This window comes from Reyranella sp. (assembly GCF_004296935.1).
Classification (GTDB): Bacteria; Pseudomonadota; Alphaproteobacteria; order Reyranellales; family Reyranellaceae; genus Reyranella.
Genome location: NZ_SCVH01000166.1, coordinates 1 through 20,048, shown reverse-complemented (window position 1 = coordinate 20,048; position 20,048 = coordinate 1). Strand labels below are relative to the sequence as shown.

At 66.8% G+C, this 20,048-nt stretch carries 20 protein-coding genes and 1 pseudogene; 11 read left to right on the top strand and 10 right to left on the bottom strand.

Translation table 11 applies throughout. The features are described 5' to 3' along the window. Positions 1–13: 13 nt before the first annotated feature. Together EPO55_RS24470 and EPO55_RS24465 are read right to left on the bottom strand one after the other, a co-directional pair. Entirely contained in the window at positions 14–421 is a 408-nt protein-coding gene (locus EPO55_RS24470) for a hypothetical protein (protein ID WP_296340088.1), read from the bottom strand. A 26-nt stretch (positions 422–447) separates the two neighbouring features. Next, entirely contained in the window at positions 448–1,281 is an 834-nt protein-coding gene (locus EPO55_RS24465) for a pyruvate, water dikinase regulatory protein (RefSeq protein WP_296340087.1), read from the bottom strand. Between the two features lie 322 nt (positions 1,282–1,603). On the opposite strand from EPO55_RS24465, the gene hemE reads away from it, so the two are divergent. Genes hemE through EPO55_RS24435 form a run of 6 tightly spaced genes read left to right on the top strand, consistent with a single transcriptional unit; the run spans position 1,604 to position 6,487 of the window. After that, positions 1,604–2,659: a uroporphyrinogen decarboxylase gene (gene hemE, locus EPO55_RS24460; RefSeq protein WP_296340086.1), complete on the top strand. Its 1,056-nt coding sequence runs from the start codon at positions 1,604–1,606 to the stop codon at positions 2,657–2,659. 10 nt (positions 2,660–2,669) lie between these two features. Beyond that, positions 2,670–3,725 (top strand): ferrochelatase, encoded by a 1,056-nt coding sequence (gene hemH / locus EPO55_RS24455; protein WP_296340085.1) that lies wholly within the window; start codon positions 2,670–2,672, stop codon positions 3,723–3,725. Next, positions 3,725–4,150 (top strand): protoporphyrinogen oxidase HemJ, encoded by a 426-nt coding sequence (hemJ, locus tag EPO55_RS24450; RefSeq protein ID WP_296340084.1) that lies wholly within the window; start codon positions 3,725–3,727, stop codon positions 4,148–4,150. Before hemH ends, hemJ begins: the two co-directional genes overlap by 1 nt. An 8-nt stretch (positions 4,151–4,158) precedes the next feature. Continuing rightward, complete coding sequence (locus EPO55_RS24445) at positions 4,159–4,692, top strand: thiamine pyrophosphate-binding protein (RefSeq protein ID WP_296340083.1); 534 nt, start codon at positions 4,159–4,161, stop codon at positions 4,690–4,692. 1 nt (position 4,693) lies between these two features. Continuing rightward, complete coding sequence (locus EPO55_RS24440) at positions 4,694–5,311, top strand: thiamine pyrophosphate-dependent enzyme (RefSeq protein WP_296340082.1); 618 nt, start codon at positions 4,694–4,696, stop codon at positions 5,309–5,311. A 9-nt stretch (positions 5,312–5,320) separates the two neighbouring features. Then, the gene (locus tag EPO55_RS24435; protein WP_296340081.1) at positions 5,321–6,487 is read left to right on the top strand and encodes a C45 family peptidase; all 1,167 of its coding nucleotides are present in this window, start codon (positions 5,321–5,323) and stop codon (positions 6,485–6,487) included. 10 nt (positions 6,488–6,497) lie between these two features. On the opposite strand, the gene EPO55_RS24430 is transcribed toward EPO55_RS24435, so the two are convergent. Continuing rightward, entirely contained in the window at positions 6,498–7,916 is a 1,419-nt protein-coding gene (locus EPO55_RS24430) for a hypothetical protein (RefSeq protein WP_296340080.1), read from the bottom strand. A gap of 40 nt (positions 7,917–7,956) precedes the next feature. On the opposite strand from EPO55_RS24430, the gene cysK reads away from it, so the two are divergent. Next, on the top strand, positions 7,957–8,925 hold the full coding sequence (gene cysK / locus EPO55_RS24425; protein WP_296340079.1) for a cysteine synthase A: 969 nt from the start codon (positions 7,957–7,959) through the stop codon (positions 8,923–8,925). A gap of 16 nt (positions 8,926–8,941) precedes the next feature. Here the strand turns inward: cysK and EPO55_RS24420 are convergent, their stop codons facing one another. From EPO55_RS24420 to EPO55_RS24410, 3 genes are read right to left on the bottom strand one after another with little or no spacing between them, the layout of a single operon-like run. Next, the gene (locus tag EPO55_RS24420; RefSeq protein WP_296340078.1) at positions 8,942–9,733 is read right to left on the bottom strand and encodes an enoyl-CoA hydratase-related protein; all 792 of its coding nucleotides are present in this window, start codon (positions 9,731–9,733) and stop codon (positions 8,942–8,944) included. 1 nt (position 9,734) lies between these two features. After that, on the bottom strand, positions 9,735–10,103 hold the full coding sequence (locus EPO55_RS24415; protein ID WP_296340077.1) for a nuclear transport factor 2 family protein: 369 nt from the start codon (positions 10,101–10,103) through the stop codon (positions 9,735–9,737). 41 nt (positions 10,104–10,144) lie between these two features. After that, positions 10,145–11,050: a LysR family transcriptional regulator gene (locus tag EPO55_RS24410; protein ID WP_296340075.1), complete on the bottom strand. Its 906-nt coding sequence runs from the start codon at positions 11,048–11,050 to the stop codon at positions 10,145–10,147. A gap of 101 nt (positions 11,051–11,151) precedes the next feature. Here EPO55_RS24410 and EPO55_RS24405 point away from each other — a divergent pair, with 101 nt between their 5' ends. Next, the gene (locus EPO55_RS24405) at positions 11,152–11,310 is read left to right on the top strand and encodes an RSP_7527 family protein (protein WP_296340073.1); all 159 of its coding nucleotides are present in this window, start codon (positions 11,152–11,154) and stop codon (positions 11,308–11,310) included. Positions 11,311–11,319: 9 nt separating this feature from the next. After that, positions 11,320–11,817: a DinB family protein gene (locus EPO55_RS24400; protein WP_296340072.1), complete on the top strand. Its 498-nt coding sequence runs from the start codon at positions 11,320–11,322 to the stop codon at positions 11,815–11,817. Here EPO55_RS24400 and EPO55_RS24395 read toward each other — a convergent pair. Then, positions 11,798–14,989, bottom strand: a complete 3,192-nt coding sequence (locus EPO55_RS24395) for a multidrug efflux RND transporter permease subunit (RefSeq protein WP_296340319.1) — start codon at positions 14,987–14,989, stop codon at positions 11,798–11,800. The genes EPO55_RS24400 and EPO55_RS24395 overlap by 20 nt on opposite strands. 6 nt (positions 14,990–14,995) lie before the next feature. Then, a complete protein-coding gene (locus EPO55_RS24390; protein ID WP_296340071.1) occupies positions 14,996–16,138 on the bottom strand; it encodes an efflux RND transporter periplasmic adaptor subunit in 1,143 nt (380 codons plus the stop codon). A gap of 151 nt (positions 16,139–16,289) precedes the next feature. Here EPO55_RS24390 and EPO55_RS24385 point away from each other — a divergent pair, with 151 nt between their 5' ends. Beyond that, complete coding sequence (locus EPO55_RS24385; protein ID WP_296340070.1) at positions 16,290–17,249, top strand: diacylglycerol kinase family protein; 960 nt, start codon at positions 16,290–16,292, stop codon at positions 17,247–17,249. 50 nt (positions 17,250–17,299) lie between these two features. Then, complete coding sequence (locus EPO55_RS24380) at positions 17,300–17,827, top strand: DUF1236 domain-containing protein (RefSeq protein ID WP_296340068.1); 528 nt, start codon at positions 17,300–17,302, stop codon at positions 17,825–17,827. Positions 17,828–17,868: 41 nt separating this feature from the next. Here EPO55_RS24380 and purH read toward each other — a convergent pair whose 3' ends face one another. Both purH and EPO55_RS24370 read right to left on the bottom strand, forming a co-directional pair. Continuing rightward, a complete protein-coding gene (purH, locus tag EPO55_RS24375) occupies positions 17,869–19,482 on the bottom strand; it encodes a bifunctional phosphoribosylaminoimidazolecarboxamide formyltransferase/IMP cyclohydrolase (protein WP_296340066.1) in 1,614 nt (537 codons plus the stop codon). A gap of 46 nt (positions 19,483–19,528) precedes the next feature. Beyond that, positions 19,529–20,048, bottom strand: a pseudogene (locus EPO55_RS24370) (threonine ammonia-lyase); the annotation flags it as partial.

Genomic DNA, 20,048 nt, shown 5'->3' with positions numbered 1-20,048 from the left:
GTTCTTCTATTGATCACGGATTCACCGAAACAGAGGAAGCACAGGCCTTGCCGCCGGTGGCCTCGCAGATCGTGCGCACGACGCGGCGCGTCTTGACCTCGGCGCACGGCGCACCGAGGGCTACGGAAGTATCGAGATGCTGCTTCAAGGTCGCCTTCCCTCCGGGACTGATCGGATAGAGCACACCCTCACGGTAGGCCGATTTCAGTTCGACGGTGCGCTCCTGACCATTGCCCAGCGCCACCACGACATCGACCTGCAGATAGTCGATGGTCTCCGCCGACTTGTTCTCGACCACGAGGCTCGGCACGCAATTGCCGAAGACCGTGGAGTCCACGCCGCGCTTGACGTCGATGCCATTCGCCGCGTGTGCCGATGAACCAGCAAAAATCAGACCAACTGCGATGAGATGAGCACGCATGACCGACCTCCTTGGTTGTCTGGTTTCTATTGAGCCTGAAGCCTCTGCTCGCGTCGTGTGGCGAGCATCTGCAGGATGGCCGCCGCCGTCTCCTCGATCGACCGTCGCGTGACGTCGATGGTCACCCACTTGCGGCGTGCGTAGAGGCGGCGCGCATCCTGGATCTCGCGTTGCACCTGTTCCATGTCGGTATATTCGGTCTCGGTCTCCTGCTGCAGCAGGCGCAGGCGATTGACCCTGATCTGCACCAGCCGCTCGGGATCGGTGATCAATCCGACGATCAGCGGCCGTTTCGAATCCTCGAGTTCCTGCGGCGGCGGCACCTCCGGCACCAGCGGCACATTGGCCGCGCGCACGCCGCGGTTGGCGAGATAAACGCAGGTCGGTGTCTTGGAGGTCCGCGACGGACCGACCAGGATGACATCGGCGTCCTCCAGGTCGTGCGTCGACTGGCCGTCGTCGTGCGCCAGCGTGTAGTGCATGGCGTCGATCCGGTCGAAATAGCCTTCGTCGAGCTGATGCTGGCGGCCCGGCCACTGCTCGCTCTTGGAATGGAAATGAACAGCCAACACGCTCATTGCCTGGTCGAGCACGCCGACGCAGGGCAGTTGCAGCCGCCGGCAATGATCGCGTACGAGATCGCGCAGTTCCTGGTCAACCAGCGTATAAAGAACGGGCCCGCGGTCGCGTTCGACCGCCTGCACGACCTTTTCCATCTGACCGCGCGTTCGCACCAGGGACCAGACATGCTCCTGCACGAAGATGCCCTCGTATTGGACCAAGCAGGCGCGTGCCACGCTGGACACCGTTTCACCGGTGGAGTCGGACACGAGATGAACGTGAAAATTGCGATTCGCCACGCCGTGTTTTACCCCACAGCGGGGCTGGGAGAAACGCGGGATTGCCAGCTGGATCGCGGGGACAGTCGAGTCGATTGGGCAAAGTCGACCAATTCGGGGCCCGACTCGCCTTCGCCCTCCAGATATTCGTCCCTTGCGGACAGTCCGGGAGGAAAGGCCTGCGAGTCGGGAATCACACCAAGCAACCGCCTGAATCCGGCCTCTGCCGGTCCACAGCGTCCTGGGGAGAAGAGTCCAATAGGGCGCATCCCCACGTGCCACAGGCCCTACTACTGCTACTACCTATTAAGATTAGAGTAAGAGGAAGCATGAGGGACAAGACTTGAGCAGGCAGAAAGCAGAGGGGAAGTTTCTGCAGACGCTGGCCGGGACGCGATTTCCGACGCCACCGATCTGGCTGATGCGTCAGGCCGGCCGATACTTGCCGGAGTATCGCGCCGTTCGTGCCACGACCAAGTCCTTCCTCGAATTCTGCTACACGCCGGACAAGGCGATCGAGGTGACGCTGCAGCCGATCCGCCGGTTCGGCTTCGATGCTGCAATCATCTTTTCCGATATCCTGGTCGTGCCCGATGCACTGGGCCAGAAAGTCTGGTTCGAAGAGGGCGAGGGGCCGAAGCTCGAGGCACTGACCGATCCGTCGCAGTTCGGCCGGCTGTCGCGGGCTCGCATCGCCGACCATCTGGCGCCAGTCTACGAGGCGATCCGCCAGACGCGTGCGGCGCTGCCGCCGGAAACGGCGCTGCTGGGTTTCGCCGGCGCGCCGTTCACGCTCGCCTGCTACATGATCGAAGGCAGCGGCAGCAAGGATTTCGCCAAGGTGAAGACCTGGGCTTATAGCCATCCCGAATCCTTCGGTCTGCTGATCGACCTGCTGGTCGAGGCCGTGGTCGATCACCTCGCCTACCAGGTCGAGGCCGGCGTAAATGGCGTACAGCTTTTCGATTCATGGGCCGGCGTGCTGCCGGAGGAGCAGCTCTTCCACTGGTCGCTCGATCCGATGATGCGCATCGCCAAGGGCCTGCGCGAACGCCACCCCGAGGTTCCGATCATCGCCTTTCCGCGCGCCGTCGGGCCGGCGATGCTGATGTACCGGCGCCCGGATACTTTCAGCGCGCTGTCGATCGATACCGGCATCGGTGCGCATTGGGCGGCCAAGGAGCTGCAGCCGCACATCTGCCTGCAGGGCAATCTCGATCCGATCATGCTGGTCGCCGGCGGCCAGGCGATGGAACGCGAGGCGATGCGTATCCTCGACAAGCTCGGCCACGGGCCTTTCGTGTTCAATCTCGGCCACGGCGTGGTGCCGCAGACGCCACCCGATAACGTGGCGCACCTGGTCGAGATCGTGCGCAACTGGAAGCCGGGCGCTCCATGAGTATCGGGCCATGAAAATCGCCATCGTCCTGTTCAATCTCGGTGGCCCGGATTCGCCCGAGGCGGTGCAGCCGTTCCTGAAAAACCTTTTCAGCGATCCCGCGATCATCTCGTTGCCGTCGTTTCTGCGCCTGCCACTGGCAAGTTTCATCTCCAGCCGGCGCGCGCCCAAGGCAAGGAAGATCTACGACCAGATCGGCGGCAGCTCACCGATCCTCGGGCAGACCGAAGCGCAGGCGCGGGCGTTGGAGGCGGCGCTTGGAAGCGGGGCCGGCAGCGGATACGAATGGCGCGGCTATGTCTGCATGCGCTATTGGCATCCGATGACCGAGGCCGTGGTGCGCTCGGTCAAGCGCTTCGCGCCCGACCGCATCGTCCTGCTGCCGCTCTACCCGCAATTCTCGACCACCACGACCGACTCCTCGGTGAAGGCGTGGAAGGCCGTCACAGCCGCGGCCAAACTCGCCGTCCCGACGCAAACCGTATGCTGCTATCCCGACGAGCCGGGTTTTATCGCCGCCTCCGTCGATCTCGTGAAGCAGGGTCTTGCCGAAGCAGGCAGTGGCCCGGTCCGCCTGCTGTTCTCCGCCCATGGCCTGCCGGAAAAAGTCATCAGGCGCGGCGATCCCTATCAGGTGCAGGTCGAACGCACGGCGCAGGCAATCGTGGACCAGATCGCCAGGCAGACCGGGGCCCTCGACTGGTCGGTCTGCTACCAGAGCCGGGTCGGCCCGCTGAAGTGGATCGGGCCCTCGACCGACGCCGAGATCCGCCGCGCCGGTGCGGACGGACGCTCCGTCGTGCTCTATCCGCTGGCTTTCGTGTCGGAACACTCCGAGACATTGGTCGAGCTCGACATCGACTACCGCCATCTCGCGGAGAGAAGCGGCGTGCCGGTTTACCGGCGCGTCCCGGCCGTGGGCACCCATCCATCGTTCATCGGTGGCCTGGCGGACCGGGTGCGCGCGATCCTCGCCGAGCCGCAGGTCGCCATCTGCCACGGCGCCAAGACCATGCCTTGCGGCTCCCAGCACCTTGGCTGCCCCCTCATCGCCGGAGCGATGTGATGCTCTACGAAATCCTGAAGGCGCTGCACATCGTGGCGGTGATCGCCTGGATGGCGGGGCTGCTCTATCTGCCCAGGCTGTTCGTCTATCACGCCGACGCCGAGAAAGGTTCGAAGCAGAGCGAGACCTTCAAGGTCATGGAGCGGCGTCTGGTCTATGCGATCATGGAGCCGGCCCAGGGCGCGGTCTGGATCCTGGGCCTGCTGCTGGCCTGGCGGGGCGAATGGTGGGCCTCCGGCTGGTTCCAGGCGAAGATCGTGCTGGTCCTGCTGCTGACCGGCGTGCATCACGTCTACGGCCGCTGGCGCAAGACCTTCGAGGCAGACCGAAACACCAGACCTGCCAGTTATTATCGCTGGTGGAACGAGGTGCCGACGGTGCTGATGATCGCTATCGTATTCCTCGTAGTGCTGAAACCGTTTTAGGAAATCAGATGAACGTCGAGTTGAAGAGCGCCGAGTGGAAGGACCAGATCTTCGATGTCTTCCAGGACCACGACATCAAGCAGGTCTTTCACGTGCCCGATGCCGGCCACAGCCGGCTGATCGAGCTCTGCCAGAAATCGAACTCGATCCGCACGTTGGCGCTCACCACCGAGGAGGAAGGCATTCCGCTCGCCGCCGGCGCCTGGCTGGGCGGCCAGCGCTCGGTGCTGCTGATGCAGAGCTCGGGTGTCGGCAACACCATCAATCTGATGGGCATGCCCAAGACGCTGCGCTTTCCGTTCCTGACCCTGATCACGATGCGCGGCGACTACGGCGAGTTCAATTCCTGGCAGTACCCGATGGGCCAGGCGACGCCCAAGGTCCTCGAGGCCATGGGCGTGCTGGTTTACTCCGTCGACAAGCCTGAAGAAGTGAAGGCAACCGTCGACGCCGCCGCGCGCTCGGCCTTCAACGGCGGCCAGTCGGTCGCTGTCCTGCTGCGGCAGAAGCTGCTCGGCATCAAGAATTTCGGGAAGAAGTGAGATGAGCAAAGCAACGCTCCAACGCCGCCCGCTGGTGAAGAAGATCCTCGAAGGCGCCGACGACAATCTCCTGGTGATCGCGGGACTGGGCTCCGCCAACTGGGACGTGACCGAAGCGGGCGACCGACCGCTCAACATGCCGCTGTGGGGCTCGATGGGGGCGCCGGTACCGATGGGCCTGGGCTTGGCACTCGCACAGCCCAAGAAGCGCGTTCTGGTGATCACCGGCGACGGCGATATGCTGATGAGCCTCAGCTCTCTTGCCACCGTCGCCGCCCAGCAACCCGACAATCTCGCGATCGTCGTGCTCGACAACGAAAAGTTCGGCGAGACCGGCAATCAGGCGACGGCCACCGCTCCGCGCAACAACGGTCCGACCGATTCGGGCGCCGGCACCGACCTCGCGATGATCGCCAAGGGCTGCGGCATCGCCGACAGCGGCACCGTGCGTGAGGCGGGCGAGGTCGCGCAGCTCGTGAAGGACGCCCGCATCACCAAGGGCCCTGTGTTCCGGCTCGTCAAGGTGATGGTCGAGAAGCTCGAATTCGTCATGCCGCCGCAGGACGGCGCGCATCTCAAGGATCGTTTCCGCCAGGCGCTGGGCATCAAGCCGACGTAGGAGGGGAACATGACCGACTACGCGCCCTTCCCGCTGATCGACCTCGCCGGAAGCCCGCGCGAGCGCGGCCGCACGCACGGCAAGGCCGCCGCCGACCGGCTGCGGCGCGGCGCCAGGATGTACGCCGAGTCGCTGCTCGCGAGCGGTGTCGACTGGAAGGAACTGGAGCGCCGCGCCGAGGCGACGGTGCCAGCGATCGAGCAGTTCGATCCGGCCTATGTCGAGGAGATGCGCGGTATCGCCGAGGGCGCGGGCGAGCCTTTCGCTGCCGTGATGCTGATGAATGCCCGCACCGAGATGGTGGCGGCGGCGCGTCGCCAGAAGGCGGCCCAGCATTTTCCGGACGGCTGCACGGCTGCGCTGGCGCTGCCCGAGGCCAGTGCCGACGGCGTGCTGCTGCATGGCCAGAACTGGGACTGGCGCGCGGAGTGCGCCGAGACCGGCGTGGTGCTGCGCATCCGGCGCGACGACGGGCCCGACATCCTGACCTTCACCGAGGCCGGCGGACTTGCCCGCTCCGGCCTCAACTCGGCCGGCATCGGCCTCACCGCCAATGCGCTGGAATGCGACCGCGACTACCAGCGCGGCGTCGGCGTGCCGCTGCCCTTCATCCGGCGCAAGGTGCTGGAGGCGGCCCATCTCGCGCAGGCGGTGCAGACGATCGTCTCGACGCCCAAGCCCGGTTCCAACCACATGGCCGTCAGTCACGCGACGAGCAATGTGGGGGGCAATGGCGGCGGCGGCGGCGAGGCGTTCGGCTTCGAATGCGCCCCCGACGACACGTTCTGGCTGGCGCCCGATCGCGGCCTTTATGTGCACGCCAATCACTGGATCGCCGAGTCGGCGCGCGCCAAGGTCAAGGACACCGGCCTCGCCGAGACGCCGTGCTCGATCTATCGCGACAAGCGGGTGCGCGATCAACTTGGTCCGAAGCGCGGCAAGCTCACGCTGGAAGATTTTCGCGCCGCCTTCTTCGATGACTGGAATTCACCCTGGTCGGTGTGCCGGCCGCCGCGGATGAACACGCGTGGCGTCATGACGGCCACGACGGCAATGATCCTGATGCGCCCCGGCGAGGGCCATCTCGAGGCCTGCCCGATGCCGGCGCTGAACAAGACTTTCAAGACCTACACGCTGACGCCCGACCAGACCGCCCAGCGCCGCGCCGCCGACTAGGGCTGCCGTCTCAGCGGACGCAGTAGTTCTCGCCGAGGAAGCGGAGAAACATCCGGCGGGACTCGCCCTGGGCACCGTCCAGCGCCCGCCCGATCGGGGCGCAGGCGAAGGGGATCCAGCCGTCGGCGGTCAGGCGGTGAAACAGCACCGTGCGGCCGTCGGACGCGAAGAAGCTGTGAAAGGCCAGGGTCACGCGATACCAGTCGTAGTCGGGCACGACGACATCGCGCACGTAGTCGCCTCCCGCCGCCCACTTGAAATAGATCCGTGGACCGAAGGTCGCCTCGCGTCGCGGCGGCCAGGACGGCGCCGGCGACGCATCGACATCGACGACACCGGAACCGCCGCGCTGCTCGAGGAAGCGGCCGAACAGGACGAGATCGACACCGTAGGAAATCGCGCCGGCGGCCATGATGGCGGCGAACAGCATCAGGGGCCGCCGCGCCCGCGCCAGCCAGTCGCCGGCGGGGGCGGCCAGCGCCAGCGCGAGCGCGAGAACCAGCACGTACGTGCCGGTGTGGCGGGCGTAGATCCAGGTCAGCATGCTGGCGCCGTTCAAGGCGAACCACAGGCCGAGCACGGCAACCGCCGTCATCGCCCAGGGCGGTAGACGCCAGCGCAGGCGCGCGACCTCGGCACCCGGCGCCAGCAGCAGCAGCCAGAGTGCCGCCAGCATGGGAAACATCGCCAGCGTCGCCAGCATCCACCATGGATCGACATGGTCGTAACGGTTGGCGGCGAGTGCCCGGGCGATCGTCGGATTGGCCGGCGGCATCAGGCTGGAGGTCGCGGCGTAGGCAACCACCAGCAGGGCCGCCATCGCCGCCGCCGCCATCACCGTCCGTCCCGGAAAGGGACGGCCGAAGGCCAGGAGGGCGCCGCCGGTCACGGCATAGAGCAGGCTCATCGCGGCCAGCGACGGATGGGTAAGGGCCATCGCCAGGCCGAGCCCGAGGGTCGTGGCCACCACCTGGCGCGTCGATCGCGTCGGATCGGCCGCCACCGCGGCCCAGATCATCCAGAGCCCGGTCCCGACGATCAGCTCGGTCGGGAAATAGACCAGCACCAGCGTCATCGCGAGGTAGAGCCGCGAGAAGAGACGCTGTGGCTCGACGGTGCGCATCGCCGCCCACAACAGCAGCGGCACGGCGAAATAGAGCGCATGGGCGACCGTGACGTAACTTGCTGGCGCGAGATCGAATGCCCGGCGCGCCAACCAGGCGGGGCCGAAGGCCACGAGCGTCGAGACGGCGCGGCTCGCGATCTGGTCGAGATAGAGGTTCCAGGCGTTGCCGAGCCAGCCGGCCGACAGCAGGACGGCGCCATCGTTCACCAGCAGGCAGCCGTTCCAGGTGCCGAGGGCGGCAACGATGGCGAAGGCCGCCAGGAGCGCGCCATCGCAACGGTCCAGTCGTTTCGACGGCGACACTGGCTTCGCTATTTCCATCGGGCGGCGTATATACCAGCCCATGACCCAGCCTGCATCCTCGCCCGAATTCCGCGGCCGCATCTATAACGACATCACCGAGACCGTCGGCGCGACGCCGCTGGTGCGGTTGAACCGCCTGCCCAGGCGCGACGGCGTGAAGGCCGAGATCCTGGCCAAGCTGGAATTCTTCAACCCGCTCGCCTCGGTGAAGGACCGGATCGGGCTCGCCATGATCGATGCCGCCGAAAAGACCGGCAAGATCGTGCCCGGCGTCAGCACCATCATCGAGCCGACCTCCGGCAACACCGGCATCGGCCTTGCCTTCGTGGCTGCCGCCCGCGGCTACAGCATCATCCTCACCATGCCCGATTCGATGTCGGTCGAGCGGCGCAAGATGCTGGCCATCCTGGGCGCCCGGCTCGAGCTCACGCCGCGCGAGAAGGGCATCAACGGCTCGATCGCGCGAGCCGAGGAGCTGCTGAAGGAAATTCCCAACAGCTTCATGCCGCAGCAGTTCCAGAACCCGGCCAATCCCGCCGTGCACAGGCGCACCACGGCCGAGGAAATCTGGAAGGACACAGGCGGCAAGCTCGACTTCTTCGTGGCCGGCGTCGGCACCGGCGGCACCATCACCGGTGTCGGCGAGGTGCTGAAGCCGCGCCTGCCCGGCCTGAAAGTGGTAGCCGTCGAACCGGCGCTCAGTCCCGTGCTGTCGGGCGGCAAGCACTCGCCCCATCCCATCCAGGGTATCGGCGCGGGGTTCGTGCCCGATATCCTCGATCGCAAGGTGATCGACGAAGTGGTGCAAATCGACAACGAGACCGCCTTCAAGACGGCGCGCGACATGGCGGCGATGGAGGGCATTCCCGTGGGCATCTCCTCGGGCGCGGCGGTGGCTGCCGCTCTGAAGATCGGCGCGCGGCCGGACAGCGCCGGCAAGCGCATCGTGGTGATCATTCCCTCGTTTGCCGAGCGCTACGTCAGCACGCCCCTGTTCGAAGGGCTCTGAGTTCGAAGGCCTCTGATCAGCCCGGGTACCAGGAAGGCTTGCGCTTCTCGCGGAAGCTGGCGAGGCCTTCGCTCGCCTCAGGCTGCTGGCGGGCCCGGGCGTGTTCGTCGATCAGGTCGCGCAACTCGCCGTCGTCGATGAAGGCGCGGGCCGCCGCCAGCGTTCTGAGCTTGGTGGCGGTCGTGGCGCCGGGCGCGTTCATCAGCACCGCCTCGATGATCCCGGCCCCGGCTGCCTCGAGACCGCCGGTCGGGCAGACCTCGTGGGCCAGCCCCAGCCGCCGGGCTTCCTGGGCGCCGAAGCGCTCGCCGGTCAGGGCGTAGCGCCTGACCTGGCGCACGCCCATCGCCCGGCAGAGTTGCGGCAGGATGATCCCCGCCATCAGGCCCCAGCGGGTTTCGGCGATGGAAAAGATCGCGTCTTCGCTCGCCACCACGACATCGCAGGCCGCCGCGATGCCGGTGCCGCCGCCGAAGCAGCCGCCCTGGACGAGGGCCAGCGTCGGCACCGGGCAGGTGTCGAGCCGGCGGATCGCCTCGGCGGTGAGCCGGCTCGCGCGTTCGTTCTCTGCCGGCGGCTGTTTGGCGACGCCGCTGATCCAGGCGAGGTCGGCGCCGGCCTGGAAATGCTTTCCGTTGCCGCGCAGCACGACGAGGCGCAGGCCGGCCTCGCGGCCGAGCGCGTCCATCGCGGCGTGCAGGCCTTCGATCAGATCGCCGTTGTAGGCGTTGTTGACCTGCGGCCGGTTGAGCGTGACCGACGCCACGCCGCGCCGGTCGATTTCCCAGAGAACCGTGTCGTTGGCCACGTCACTCGGCCTTGAGGTAGCTGTCCTTGAGGGAGATCTTGCCGTCCTTCACCTCGTAGAGGTCGATGCCGTAGCGGTCGAACGGCTTGCCGGCATGGTCGATGCCGGTGACGCGGAAGGTGCCGAACAGTTTGTCGCCGGCGCGATGGATGCGGGCCTCGGAATAGCGTGCCTCGCGATGCGCCGTGGACTTGTCGGCGAAATGGGCGCGCAGGCCTTCCTTGCCTTTCAGCACCCTGCCGGACGGCGCGCCGCCGGCGTTCAGGCGCCACTCGAAATCGTCGGTGACGCAGGCCGCGATCTCCTCGGCGTCGGCCTTGTTGAAGGCCTTGCCGAAGCGGCGGAACAGATCGTCGATGGCGTCGGCCATGGTGTCCTCCCAGGTTGTCGGCAGTAGACCATATTTCCCGCTCATATCTCCCACGGCGGCGGCGTGAATTTCTCGATGAGGAAATTGACGAAGGCCGTGACCTTGGGCGCGAGATGTCGCCGGTGGGGATAGACCGCATGGATCGGCACCGGCTCCTCGGCATAGAAGTCTCCAAGCAGCGGCACGAGTTCGCCGCGCCGGATGGCGCCGGCCAGCGTCAGCCGCGTCAGGCAGACGATGCCCAGCCCCTGCAGGGCGAGCCGCATCTGCGCTTCACCCTCGTTGACGGCCAGGCGGCCGTTGACCTCGATCAGGCGGATGTTGCCGTCGATGCGGAACGGCCATCGGTTGAGTTCGGGCCGGTCGCGATTGACGATGCAATCGTGGCGCGCGAGATCCTCGGGCCGCTGAGGCGCGCGGCGACGGGCAAGGTAGCTCGGCGCGGCACAGATCAGGCGGACGTCCTCGCCGATCTTGCGCGCCATGAAGCTCGTGTCGGCGAGCTTGCCGATCCGGATGGCGACATCGATGCGCTCGTCGATCACGTCGACCACGCGGTCGGTCGGCAACAGTTCGAGCTGCACGGCGGGGTAGCGCTGCAGGAACTCGCCGATGATGGGCGCGAGCTGGTGGGTCGAGAAGGCGAGCGAGGTCGTGACCTTGAGCGGCCCATGCGGCGTGCCGCTCTGGCCGGTAATCTCGCTCTCGAGCGTCGCGATCTCGGCCACGATGCGACGGGCGGCGGCATAGAAGGCCTCGCCATCGGCAGTGAGATGCAGCGCCCGCGTCGTGCGTTGCAGCAGCCGCACGCCCAGCCGGGTCTCCAGCCGGGTCACCAGCTTGCTGACGGCCGAGGGCGTCAGCCCCAACGCCGGCGCGGCGGCTGAAAAGCCCTGGGAATCAACGACCCGCACGAAGGCGGCCATTTCGCTCGCATGGTCAATCATTGCGGAATTAATGAATTATATTCATCATTGTTCTTCATTATCTCCGGATTATCCATTTGCTGGCAAGGAATTACGTTCCTTTCAATCCAAAGGAGATATTCATGTTCACCACCCCGTATCCCTCGACCCCCGAGTATCAGGCCTACATGGTGCGGGCTCACCGCCTGCGGGCCGCAGCCGTCGCCGGCCTGTTCCGCGACTTCGGTCGTTGGATTTCGAACAGCTTCCACGCCGGTTGGATTTCCGCCGCGGCCCGATAAACAAGGCGCATGACTGCGCCCTGGGGCCACTACGCCCGCTACAACCGACTGGCCAACGAGACGCTCTACGAGGCCTGCGCCGCGCTCAGCGATGAGGAGCGCCGGCGCGACCTCGGGGCGTTCTTCAGGAGCGTCCACGGCACGCTGAACCATCTGCTGCTGGGCGACCGCATCTGGATGACCCGCTTCGAGGGCGGCCAGCATCCTTCAACCGATCTCGGCGCCGTGCTCTACGACGATTTCACCGAGCTGCGCGCCGCGCGGGTCGCGATGGATGCCCGCATCGAGCGGTTCGTCGCGGATTTGCCGCGCGCCTTCGCGGCCGGCACGATCCGCTACCTCAACAATTCCGGTTTCACGTCAGAGGACCCGCTCGACGTCCTGCTGCCGCACTTCTTCAATCACCAGACCCATCACCGCGCCCAGGTCCACACGCTGCTGTCGCAGCTTGGCCGGGATCCGCCGGTGCTCGACCTGCATCGCGTGCTCAGGCCGAATCCGGCTTGAAGTCGGGCTTGATCTCCTGCTTGCGCCACTTGAAGCGCAGCTCCGAGAGGCCGGTGCAGATCACGTAGAACACCGGGGTGAAGATCAGGCCGAAGAGGGTGACGCCCAGCATGCCGGCGAACACCGCGGTGCCCAGCGACTGGCGCATCTCGGCGCCGGCGCCGACGCTGATGACCAGCGGCACCACGCCCAGGATGAAGGCGAGCGAGGTCATCAGGATGGGTCGCAGCCGGGTCTTGGCGGCGGTAACCGCGGCGTCGAAGCGGTTCATGCCCTGCTCGTGCGCCTGCTTGGCGAACTCCACGATCAGGATGGCGTTCTTGGCGGCGAGGCCCACCAGCACCACGAGGCCGATCTCGACCAGGACGTTGCGGTCGAGGCCGCGGATGTTCACGCCGATCATGGCCGCCAGGATACACATCGGCACGATCAGGATGACGGCGAGCGGCAGCAGCCAGCTCTCGTAGAGCGCCGCCAGCAGCAGGAACACGAACAGCACGGCGAGACCGAAGGCCAGGATGGCGGTGTTGCCGGCGAGCTTTTCCTGCAGCGCGATCTCCGTCCATTCGAAGTCGAAGCCCGAGGGCAGCACCTTGGCGGCCAGCGCCTCCATGGTGGCGATGCCCTGGCCCGAGGAGTAGCCGCGCTGCAGGGCGACCTGGACCTCTGCCGCCGGATAGAGGTTGTAGCGCGCCACGCGGTAGGGGCCGGTGGTGTCGTTGAAGGTCGCGACCGAACCGATCGGCACCATCTCGCCGCTGACGCTGCGGGTCTTGAGATTGGCGACGTCGCGCAAGGTCAGGCGATAGGGATTGTCGGCCTGGGCGGTGACGCGATAGGTGCGGCCGAGGATGTTGAAGTCGTTGACGAAGGCCGAGCCCATGTAGACCGACAGCGTCTGGAAGACGAAGGCGATCGGCACGCCCAGCTGCTCGGCCTTGGTGCGGTCGATGTCGGCCCAGATCTGCGGCGTGCGCGTGCTGAAGAGCGTGAAGGCCTGGGTGAGGCCGGGCGCCTGCCCGGCGGCGCCGGCCAGCGCCCAGGTCGCGCCCTCGAGCGCCGGCAGGCCACGTGCCGCGCGGTCCTGGACGTAGCCTTTCAGGCCGCCGCCGGTGCCGATGCCCGGAACGGAGGGTGGCTCGAGCACGAACACGAAGGCCTCGCGCAGCCCGAACATGCGCCCGCGCAGTTCGGCCAGGATCATGTCCTTGGTGATGCCCGGCCGCTCGGCGAAGGGCTTCAGGGTCACGAAAATCACGCCGGTATTGGGCGCGTTGGTGAAGGTGGCGCCATCGAGTCCGACGAAGGCCACCGCGTCCTTGACGCCCGGCTGCGAGACGATGATGTCGGTTGCCTGGCGTATCAGCGCGTCCGTGCGCTCGAGGGTGGCGCCGGCCGGCAGCTGCATGGCGGCAATCAGGTAGGAGCGGTCCAACTGCGGCACCAGGCCGGTCGGCGTCGAGGCCAGGCGATTCTGCGTCAGCGCCAGCAGGCCGGCATAGATCACCAGCATGATGACGCTCATGCGGATCAGGCGTGCCGTCGCGCGGCCGTAGAAATTCGCCAGCCCTTCGAAGCCGCGATTGAAGTGGCCGAAGAACCAGTTGACCGGCCACATCGCGCGGTCGAGCAGGCTGGGCTTGGCCTTCTCGACGTGCGACAGCGCATGGGTCTTGAGCAGCAGGGCGGCCATCGCGGGCGACAGCGTCAGCGACACGAAGGCCGAGATCGCCGTCGAGGCCGCGATGGTGATGGCGAACTGCTTGTAGAAGGTGCCCTGCAGGCCGCTGATGAAGGCGGTCGGCAGGAAGACCGCGATCAGCACCAGCGAGATGGCGATCAGCGCGCCGCCGACCTCGTCCATGGTCTTGTGCGCCGCCTCCTTGGGCGACATGCCCTGGGTCAGGTAGCGCTCGACGTTCTCGACCACGACGATGGCGTCGTCGACCACGATGCCGATCGCCAGCACCAGGCCGAACAGCGACAGGGTGTTGAACGAGACGCCGACGGCCGACATCACGGCGAACGAGCCGATCAGTGACACCGGGATGGCGAGGATGGGGATGATCGCGGCCCGCCAAGTCTGCAGGAACAGGATCACCACGATCACGACCAGGATCAGCGCCTCGAACAGCGTCGTGATGACCGCGTCGACCGAGGCCTGGATGAATTCCGTCGGGTTGTAGACGACCGAATAGCCGATGCCGGCCGGGAAGCTCTTCTTCAGCCGCTCCATCTCGGCGATGATGGCGTCAGACGTCGCCAGCGCGTTCGAGCCGGGGCGCTGGAAGATGCCGATCGCGGTGGCGTTCTTGTTGTTGAGATAGGCGTTCAGCGTGTAGTCCTGCGCGCCCAGTTCGACGCGGGCGACGTCGCGCAGCCGGGTTACCGAGCCGTCGGGCTCGGCGCGGATGACGATGTTCTCGAACTGCTCGGGGGCGCTCAGCCGCCCCAGCGTCTGCACCGACAGCGTAAAGGCGCCGGGCGAGACGGCGGGCGCCTGGTTGATGGCGCCGGCGGCGACCTGCAGGTTGGCGGCGCGCAGCGCCAGGACGACCTCGGTGGCGGTCAGGTTGCGCGAGGCGACGCGCGCCGGATCGAGCCAGACACGCATCGAATAGTCGCGCGCGCCGAAGATGAGCACGTTGCCGACGCCGTCGACGCGGCTCAGCACGTCCTTCACGTAGAGCGTCGCGTAGTTGGAGATGTACTGCTGGTCGCGCGTGCCGTCGGGCGAGATCATGTGCACGACCATCATCAGGTCGGGCGAGGCCTTGCGCACCACGATGCCGAGCCGCTGCACGTCCTCGGGCAGGCGCGGCTGGGCGACGGCGACCCGGTTCTGCACCAGCACCTGGGCCTGGTCGATGTTGACGCCGGGCTTGAAGACGACGTTGATCGACAGCCGCCCGTCGCCGGTCGACTGCGAGCTGATGTAGAGCATGTCGTCGACGCCGTTGATCTCCTGCTCGAGTGGCGTGGCGACGGTCTCGGCGATGACCTCGGCCGAGGCGCCGGGGTAGGTCGCCGTGACGTTGACCGTGGGCGGGGCGATTTCGGGATATTCGGCGACCGCCAGGCCGCGCTGGGCGATGAAGCCCACGATCACGATGATGACGGACAGGACCGAGGCGAAGATCGGCCGGTCGATGAAGAAGTGCGAAAGGCGGATCATCGGCTAGTTCGCCTTCGCGACGATCTCGCCCTTCTGCGGCACCACCTTGACGCCCGGCCTCACCATCGGGTTGGCCAGTCCGTCGAGCACCACCTTGTCGGTTGCGGTGAGCCCGCTGCGCACGACGCGCAGGCCGTCGACCAGTGGGCCGAGCACGACGGGCTTGGCCGCGACCACGTTCTCGGGCCCGACCGTGAACACGATCTTGCGCGCCTGATCCGAGATGATCGCCGAATCGGGGATCAGCAGGGCGTCGTATTCGCCGCCGAACAGTTGGAGCCGGCCGAAGATGCCAGGGGTGAGGAGCTGGTCCTTGTTCTCGACGATGGCGCGGGCGCGGATGGTACCGGAGCGGGTGCCCAGTGTGTTGTCGACGAAGTCGATTCTGCCGGTGCGCGTCCATTCGGTCTCGTCGGAGAGGCGGATGCGGACCGGAATGACGGTATCGCCGCGTTCCGACGGTCTCGAACCGGACAGGAACAGACGCTGGTAGCGAATGTAGTCAGCCTCGGAGATGTCGAACACGAAGCGGATCGGGTCGAGGGTGACGATGGTGGCGAGCAGGGTGGCGCCTGTCTGGCCGCCGGAGACCAGGTTGCCGGCGTCGACCTTGCGATCGGAGATGCGTCCGGCCAGCGGCGCGCGCACGTCGGCCCAGTCGAGATTGAGTTCGGCCGATTTCAGGCCGGACTCGGCCGCCTTCTGCTGCGCGCGCGCGACATTGAGGTTGGCCTTGCGCTGGTCGTGCTCCTGGTCGGTGATGGTGCGCGACTTGATCAGCGTTGCACTGCGTTCGACCTGGTTTTCGGCCAGTTCGACCTGCGCCTTGGTACGCGCGACTTCAGCCGCTGCGCTCTCGACGGCGATCTCGAACGGCCGCTTGTCGATGGTGAGCAGCAGGTCGCCGACATTCACGAGCTGGCCGTCGCGGAAATGCAGCTTGTCGATGAAACCGGAAACCCGCGCCCGCACCTCGACCGCGGCGACCGGCTCGAAGCGGCCGGAATATTCGTCCCACTGGGTGACGCGCTTGGCGATCGGTTCGGCGACACCGACCGGCATCGCGGGTGGGCCGCCCTGGGCCACGGCCGGCGTGGCAGCAAAGGCAAGGACGGCGGCAAAGAAGAGCTGGCGGAAAACAGGCAACGGAACTCCCCCGCGACTCATTCTGCGTCGCTCCGGCAGATGTGGTTCCGCCGACTTCCAGTGTCAATCCGCCTGCCGACGCGATCATTTGTTGCGGCAATTGCCACGGTCGACGCAATCAACAGGTGATCACTGGCGGCGATCCCGACAGATGCTCACACTGTGCCTCATGGTTGGGCACGCCAGCATTGCTGTCATCGTCAATCCCGCCGCCCACAAGGGCGGCGCAGCGCGGCGCTGGCCGGCGATCGAGGCCGAACTCAGCGCGCGCCTGGGTCCCTTCACGCCCAGCTTCACCGAGGCGCCGGGTCATGCGACCGACCTTGCCAGGCGTGCGGTGGCCCAGGGCGCGCGGCGGATCGTGGCGGTGGGTGGCGATGGCACGGTGAACGAGGCACTGAACGGCCTGCTCGATGCCTCGGGCCGCCTCGTCGCGCCGGACACAGTCCTCTGTCCGGTGCCCGCCGGCACGGCCAACGAACTCTGCCGCGCCCTCGGCCATCTCGAGCATCCGGCTCGCGCCTACGAGGCCGCCGCCGGCCGCGGCAGCCGGCCCGTCGATCTGCTGCGCGTGCGCTGCGTCGATCTCGCCGGCCGTCAGGTCGACCGCTTCGGCTACCTCATCGTATCGCTGGGTGCCGCGGCCACCATCAGCCACCGCACCTCGCGCTCGCGCTGGCTGAAGAAGCTGGGCGAGATCGCCTATCTGCTGATGACGCCGGCCGTGACGCTGGGCTACCGCCACCGAGACATCGCCATCACCATCGACGGGGTGGCCGACGGCACGCGCCGGCTATTCACTGCCATGGTTGCCAACACCGAGAACGGCGGCGGCGGCATGAAGCTGATGCCGGGCGCCAGATTCGACGACGGCATCCTCGACCTGATCGAAATGGGCGACGTCTCGCGGCTGGGCGTCCTGTTTGGAGTCATGCCCAAGCTCTACAGCGGCGCCCACATCGGCCATCCCAAGGTGCGGGTGAGCCAGGGCACGTCGTTCCGCTTCGAGTCCGAGTCCGAGACCCTGGTCGATCTCGACGGCGAGACGGTGGGCCGCCTGCCGCTTGAGGTCTCGGTGCTGCCGCGCGCCTTCCTGGTCGGTGCGCCCTGAGGGGGAACCCCTGGTGCCGGCCCGCGTTGAGGGTGCGGAGGAATTTCATCATGCAAGTCATCCGTTTGGTTCTCGTGTCGGCGCTTTGTGCCGGCCTCGCCTCGCCTGCCTGGGCCGACAACGACAAGAACAAGGGCAAAGGCGGCGACAACAACCGCGGCCAAAGCCAAAACGACAACAACCGTGGCAACGACAACAGCCGTGGCCAGAACCAGGGCAACCGCATCGACAGCGGACCGGCCGGCACGCCGACGCGGGTCGTCGTCACCGACCGCGACCGGACGACCGTCTACACCTACTATCGGAGCGAGTTCACGAACGGCAATTGCCCGCCGGGTCTCGCCAAGAAGAACAACGGCTGCCTGCCGCCGGGTCAGGCCAAGAAGCTCTGGAGCGTCGGCCAGCCGCTGCCGCCGACCACGGTCTACCATCAGCTGCCGCAGCCGCTGATGATGCAGCTCGCGCCGCCGCCGCCGGGCTACGACTATGTCCGGGTCGACGACGATATCGTGCTGATGAATCGTGACACACGGCTGGTGACCGAGATCATCAGCAATCTCGGCCAGTTGATGAACTGAGGCCGGGAACGGAAGGCCCGCTTCCGCCCCTCACTTCACATCTAGTGGCGGAAGTGGCGCATCCCGGTGAAGACCATGGCGAGGCCGGCCGCGTCGGCGGCCTCGATCACTTCCTTGTCGCGCATCGATCCGCCGGGCTGGATGATGGCGGTGGCGCCCGCTTCGGCCGCAGCCAGCAGGCCGTCGGCGAAGGGGAAGAAGGCATCCGACGCCACGACGGAGCCGACCGCGGGACTCACCTTCAGGCCCGCCGTCTCGCCCGCTTCGGCGGCGCGGATGGCCGCGATGCGTGAGCTGTCGCGGCGATTCATCTGGCCCGCACCGACACCCACCGTGGCGCCGTCCTTGGCATAGACGATGGCGTTCGACTTCACATGCTTGCAGACGGTGAAGGCGAACAGCAGGTCGTCGAGTTCCTTCGCCGTCGGCGCGCGCTTGGTCACGACCTTGAGATCGCTCTTCTTCAGGTGGCCGTTGTCGCGGCTCTGGAAGAGATAGCCGCCGGCCACGCTCTTGATCGTCATGCCGGGCGACATTGGATCCGGCAGGGTGCCGGCCAGCAGCACACGCACGTTCTTCCGGGTGGCGAGGATGGCCAGCGCTTCCGGCGTGGCGTCGGGCGCGATCACGACCTCGAGGAAGAGCTTGGCCAGGTCGGCTGCCGTCCTGGCTTCGAGCGTGCGGTTGACCGCCACGATGCCGCCGAAGATCGACACCGGATCGCAGGCATAGGCCTTGAGGTAGGCGGCGTACTGGTCCTTGTCGACGGCGACGCCGCACGGGTTGGCGTGCTTCACAACGACGATGGCGGACTCCGAAAACTCGGCGACGCATTCATAGGCCGCCTCGGTGTCGCCGATGTTGTTGTAGGAAAGTTCCTTGCCCTGGACCATGCGTGCGGTGGCGACGCCCGGCCGCTTGCTGCCGTCGGAATAGAACGCGGCCTGCTGGTGCGGATTTTCGCCGTAACGCAGCGTCTGCACGCGCTCGGCCGAGACCGTCAGCCGCTCGGGGAAGGTGTCGTTCTCCTGCTTGGCGAACCAGGTGGCGATCGCCGAATCGTAGGACGCCGTGCGGGCATAGGCCTTCGCGGCCAGCTTGCGGCGCAGCGCCAGTGTCGTGGCACCCTTGTTGGCCTTGAGCTCGTCGAGCACCGCGGCGTAGTCCTTCGGATCGACGACGATCGTGACGAAGTCGTGGTTCTTGGCCGAGGCACGGATCAGCGCCGGGCCGCCGATGTCGATGTTCTCGACGCAGGTCGGGAAATCGGCGCCGCGCGCCACCGTGGCCTCGAACGGGTAGAGGTTCACCACCACGAGATCGATGCCGGCGATCCTGTGATCGGTCATAGCCTTCTGGTGTCCGGCGTCGGTGCGCCGCGCCAGGATGCCGCCATGGATCGTGGGCTGCAGGGTTTTTACCCGCCCGTCCATGATCTCGGGAAAGCCGGTGTGGTCGCTCACCTCGACGACCTTCAGGCCGGCGTCGCGCAGCGCCTTGGCCGAGCCGCCGGTCGAGAGGATTTCGACCCCGTGGGCTGCCAGCGCCTTGCCCAGCTCGATAAGGCCGGCCTTGTCGGAGACGGAGATCAGGGCGCGCTGGATGCGGGCGAGATCGGGGGTGGGCGAGGGGATGTAGGAGGGGGCGGCGGACATGGGCGCCCTTTTAGCCCGCGGTGCGGTGGGTTGTAAGGCGGCGCTTTTACGCGTCCGCCCCCTCCAGAACGCGGACCTTGAAGCCGTCGGCCTGCAGGGCGGCCAAAAGCTCTCCGAGGTGGGCGCGGTCGCGGGTTTCGACGGTGACGTCGAGTTCGGTGGCCTTGGCGACCACGCCGAACAGCCTCTGGTGCAGCACTTCCACGATATTGCCGCCGGCACCGCCGATCAGGCCGGCAACCCGGGCGAGCTGGCCCGGCGCGTCGCCGATCATCAGCCGGAGCCGTACGATCCTTCCGTCGCGCACCAGCCCGCGCAGCAGGACGGAGGCGAGCAAGCGGGTGTCGATGTTGCCGCCGCTCAGGACGAGGCCGACCTTGCGACCGGTGAAATGCTGCGGATGAGCGAGAAGGGCGGCGAGGCCGGTGGCACCGGCGCCCTCGGCCACCGTTTTCTCGACTTCCAGGAAGAGCGCGATGGCGCGTTCGATGGCCACCTCGTCGACGCTCAGCACGCGGTCGACCAGGGCGCGGGCGATGGCCAGTGGCGTCTGCCCGATGTCGCGC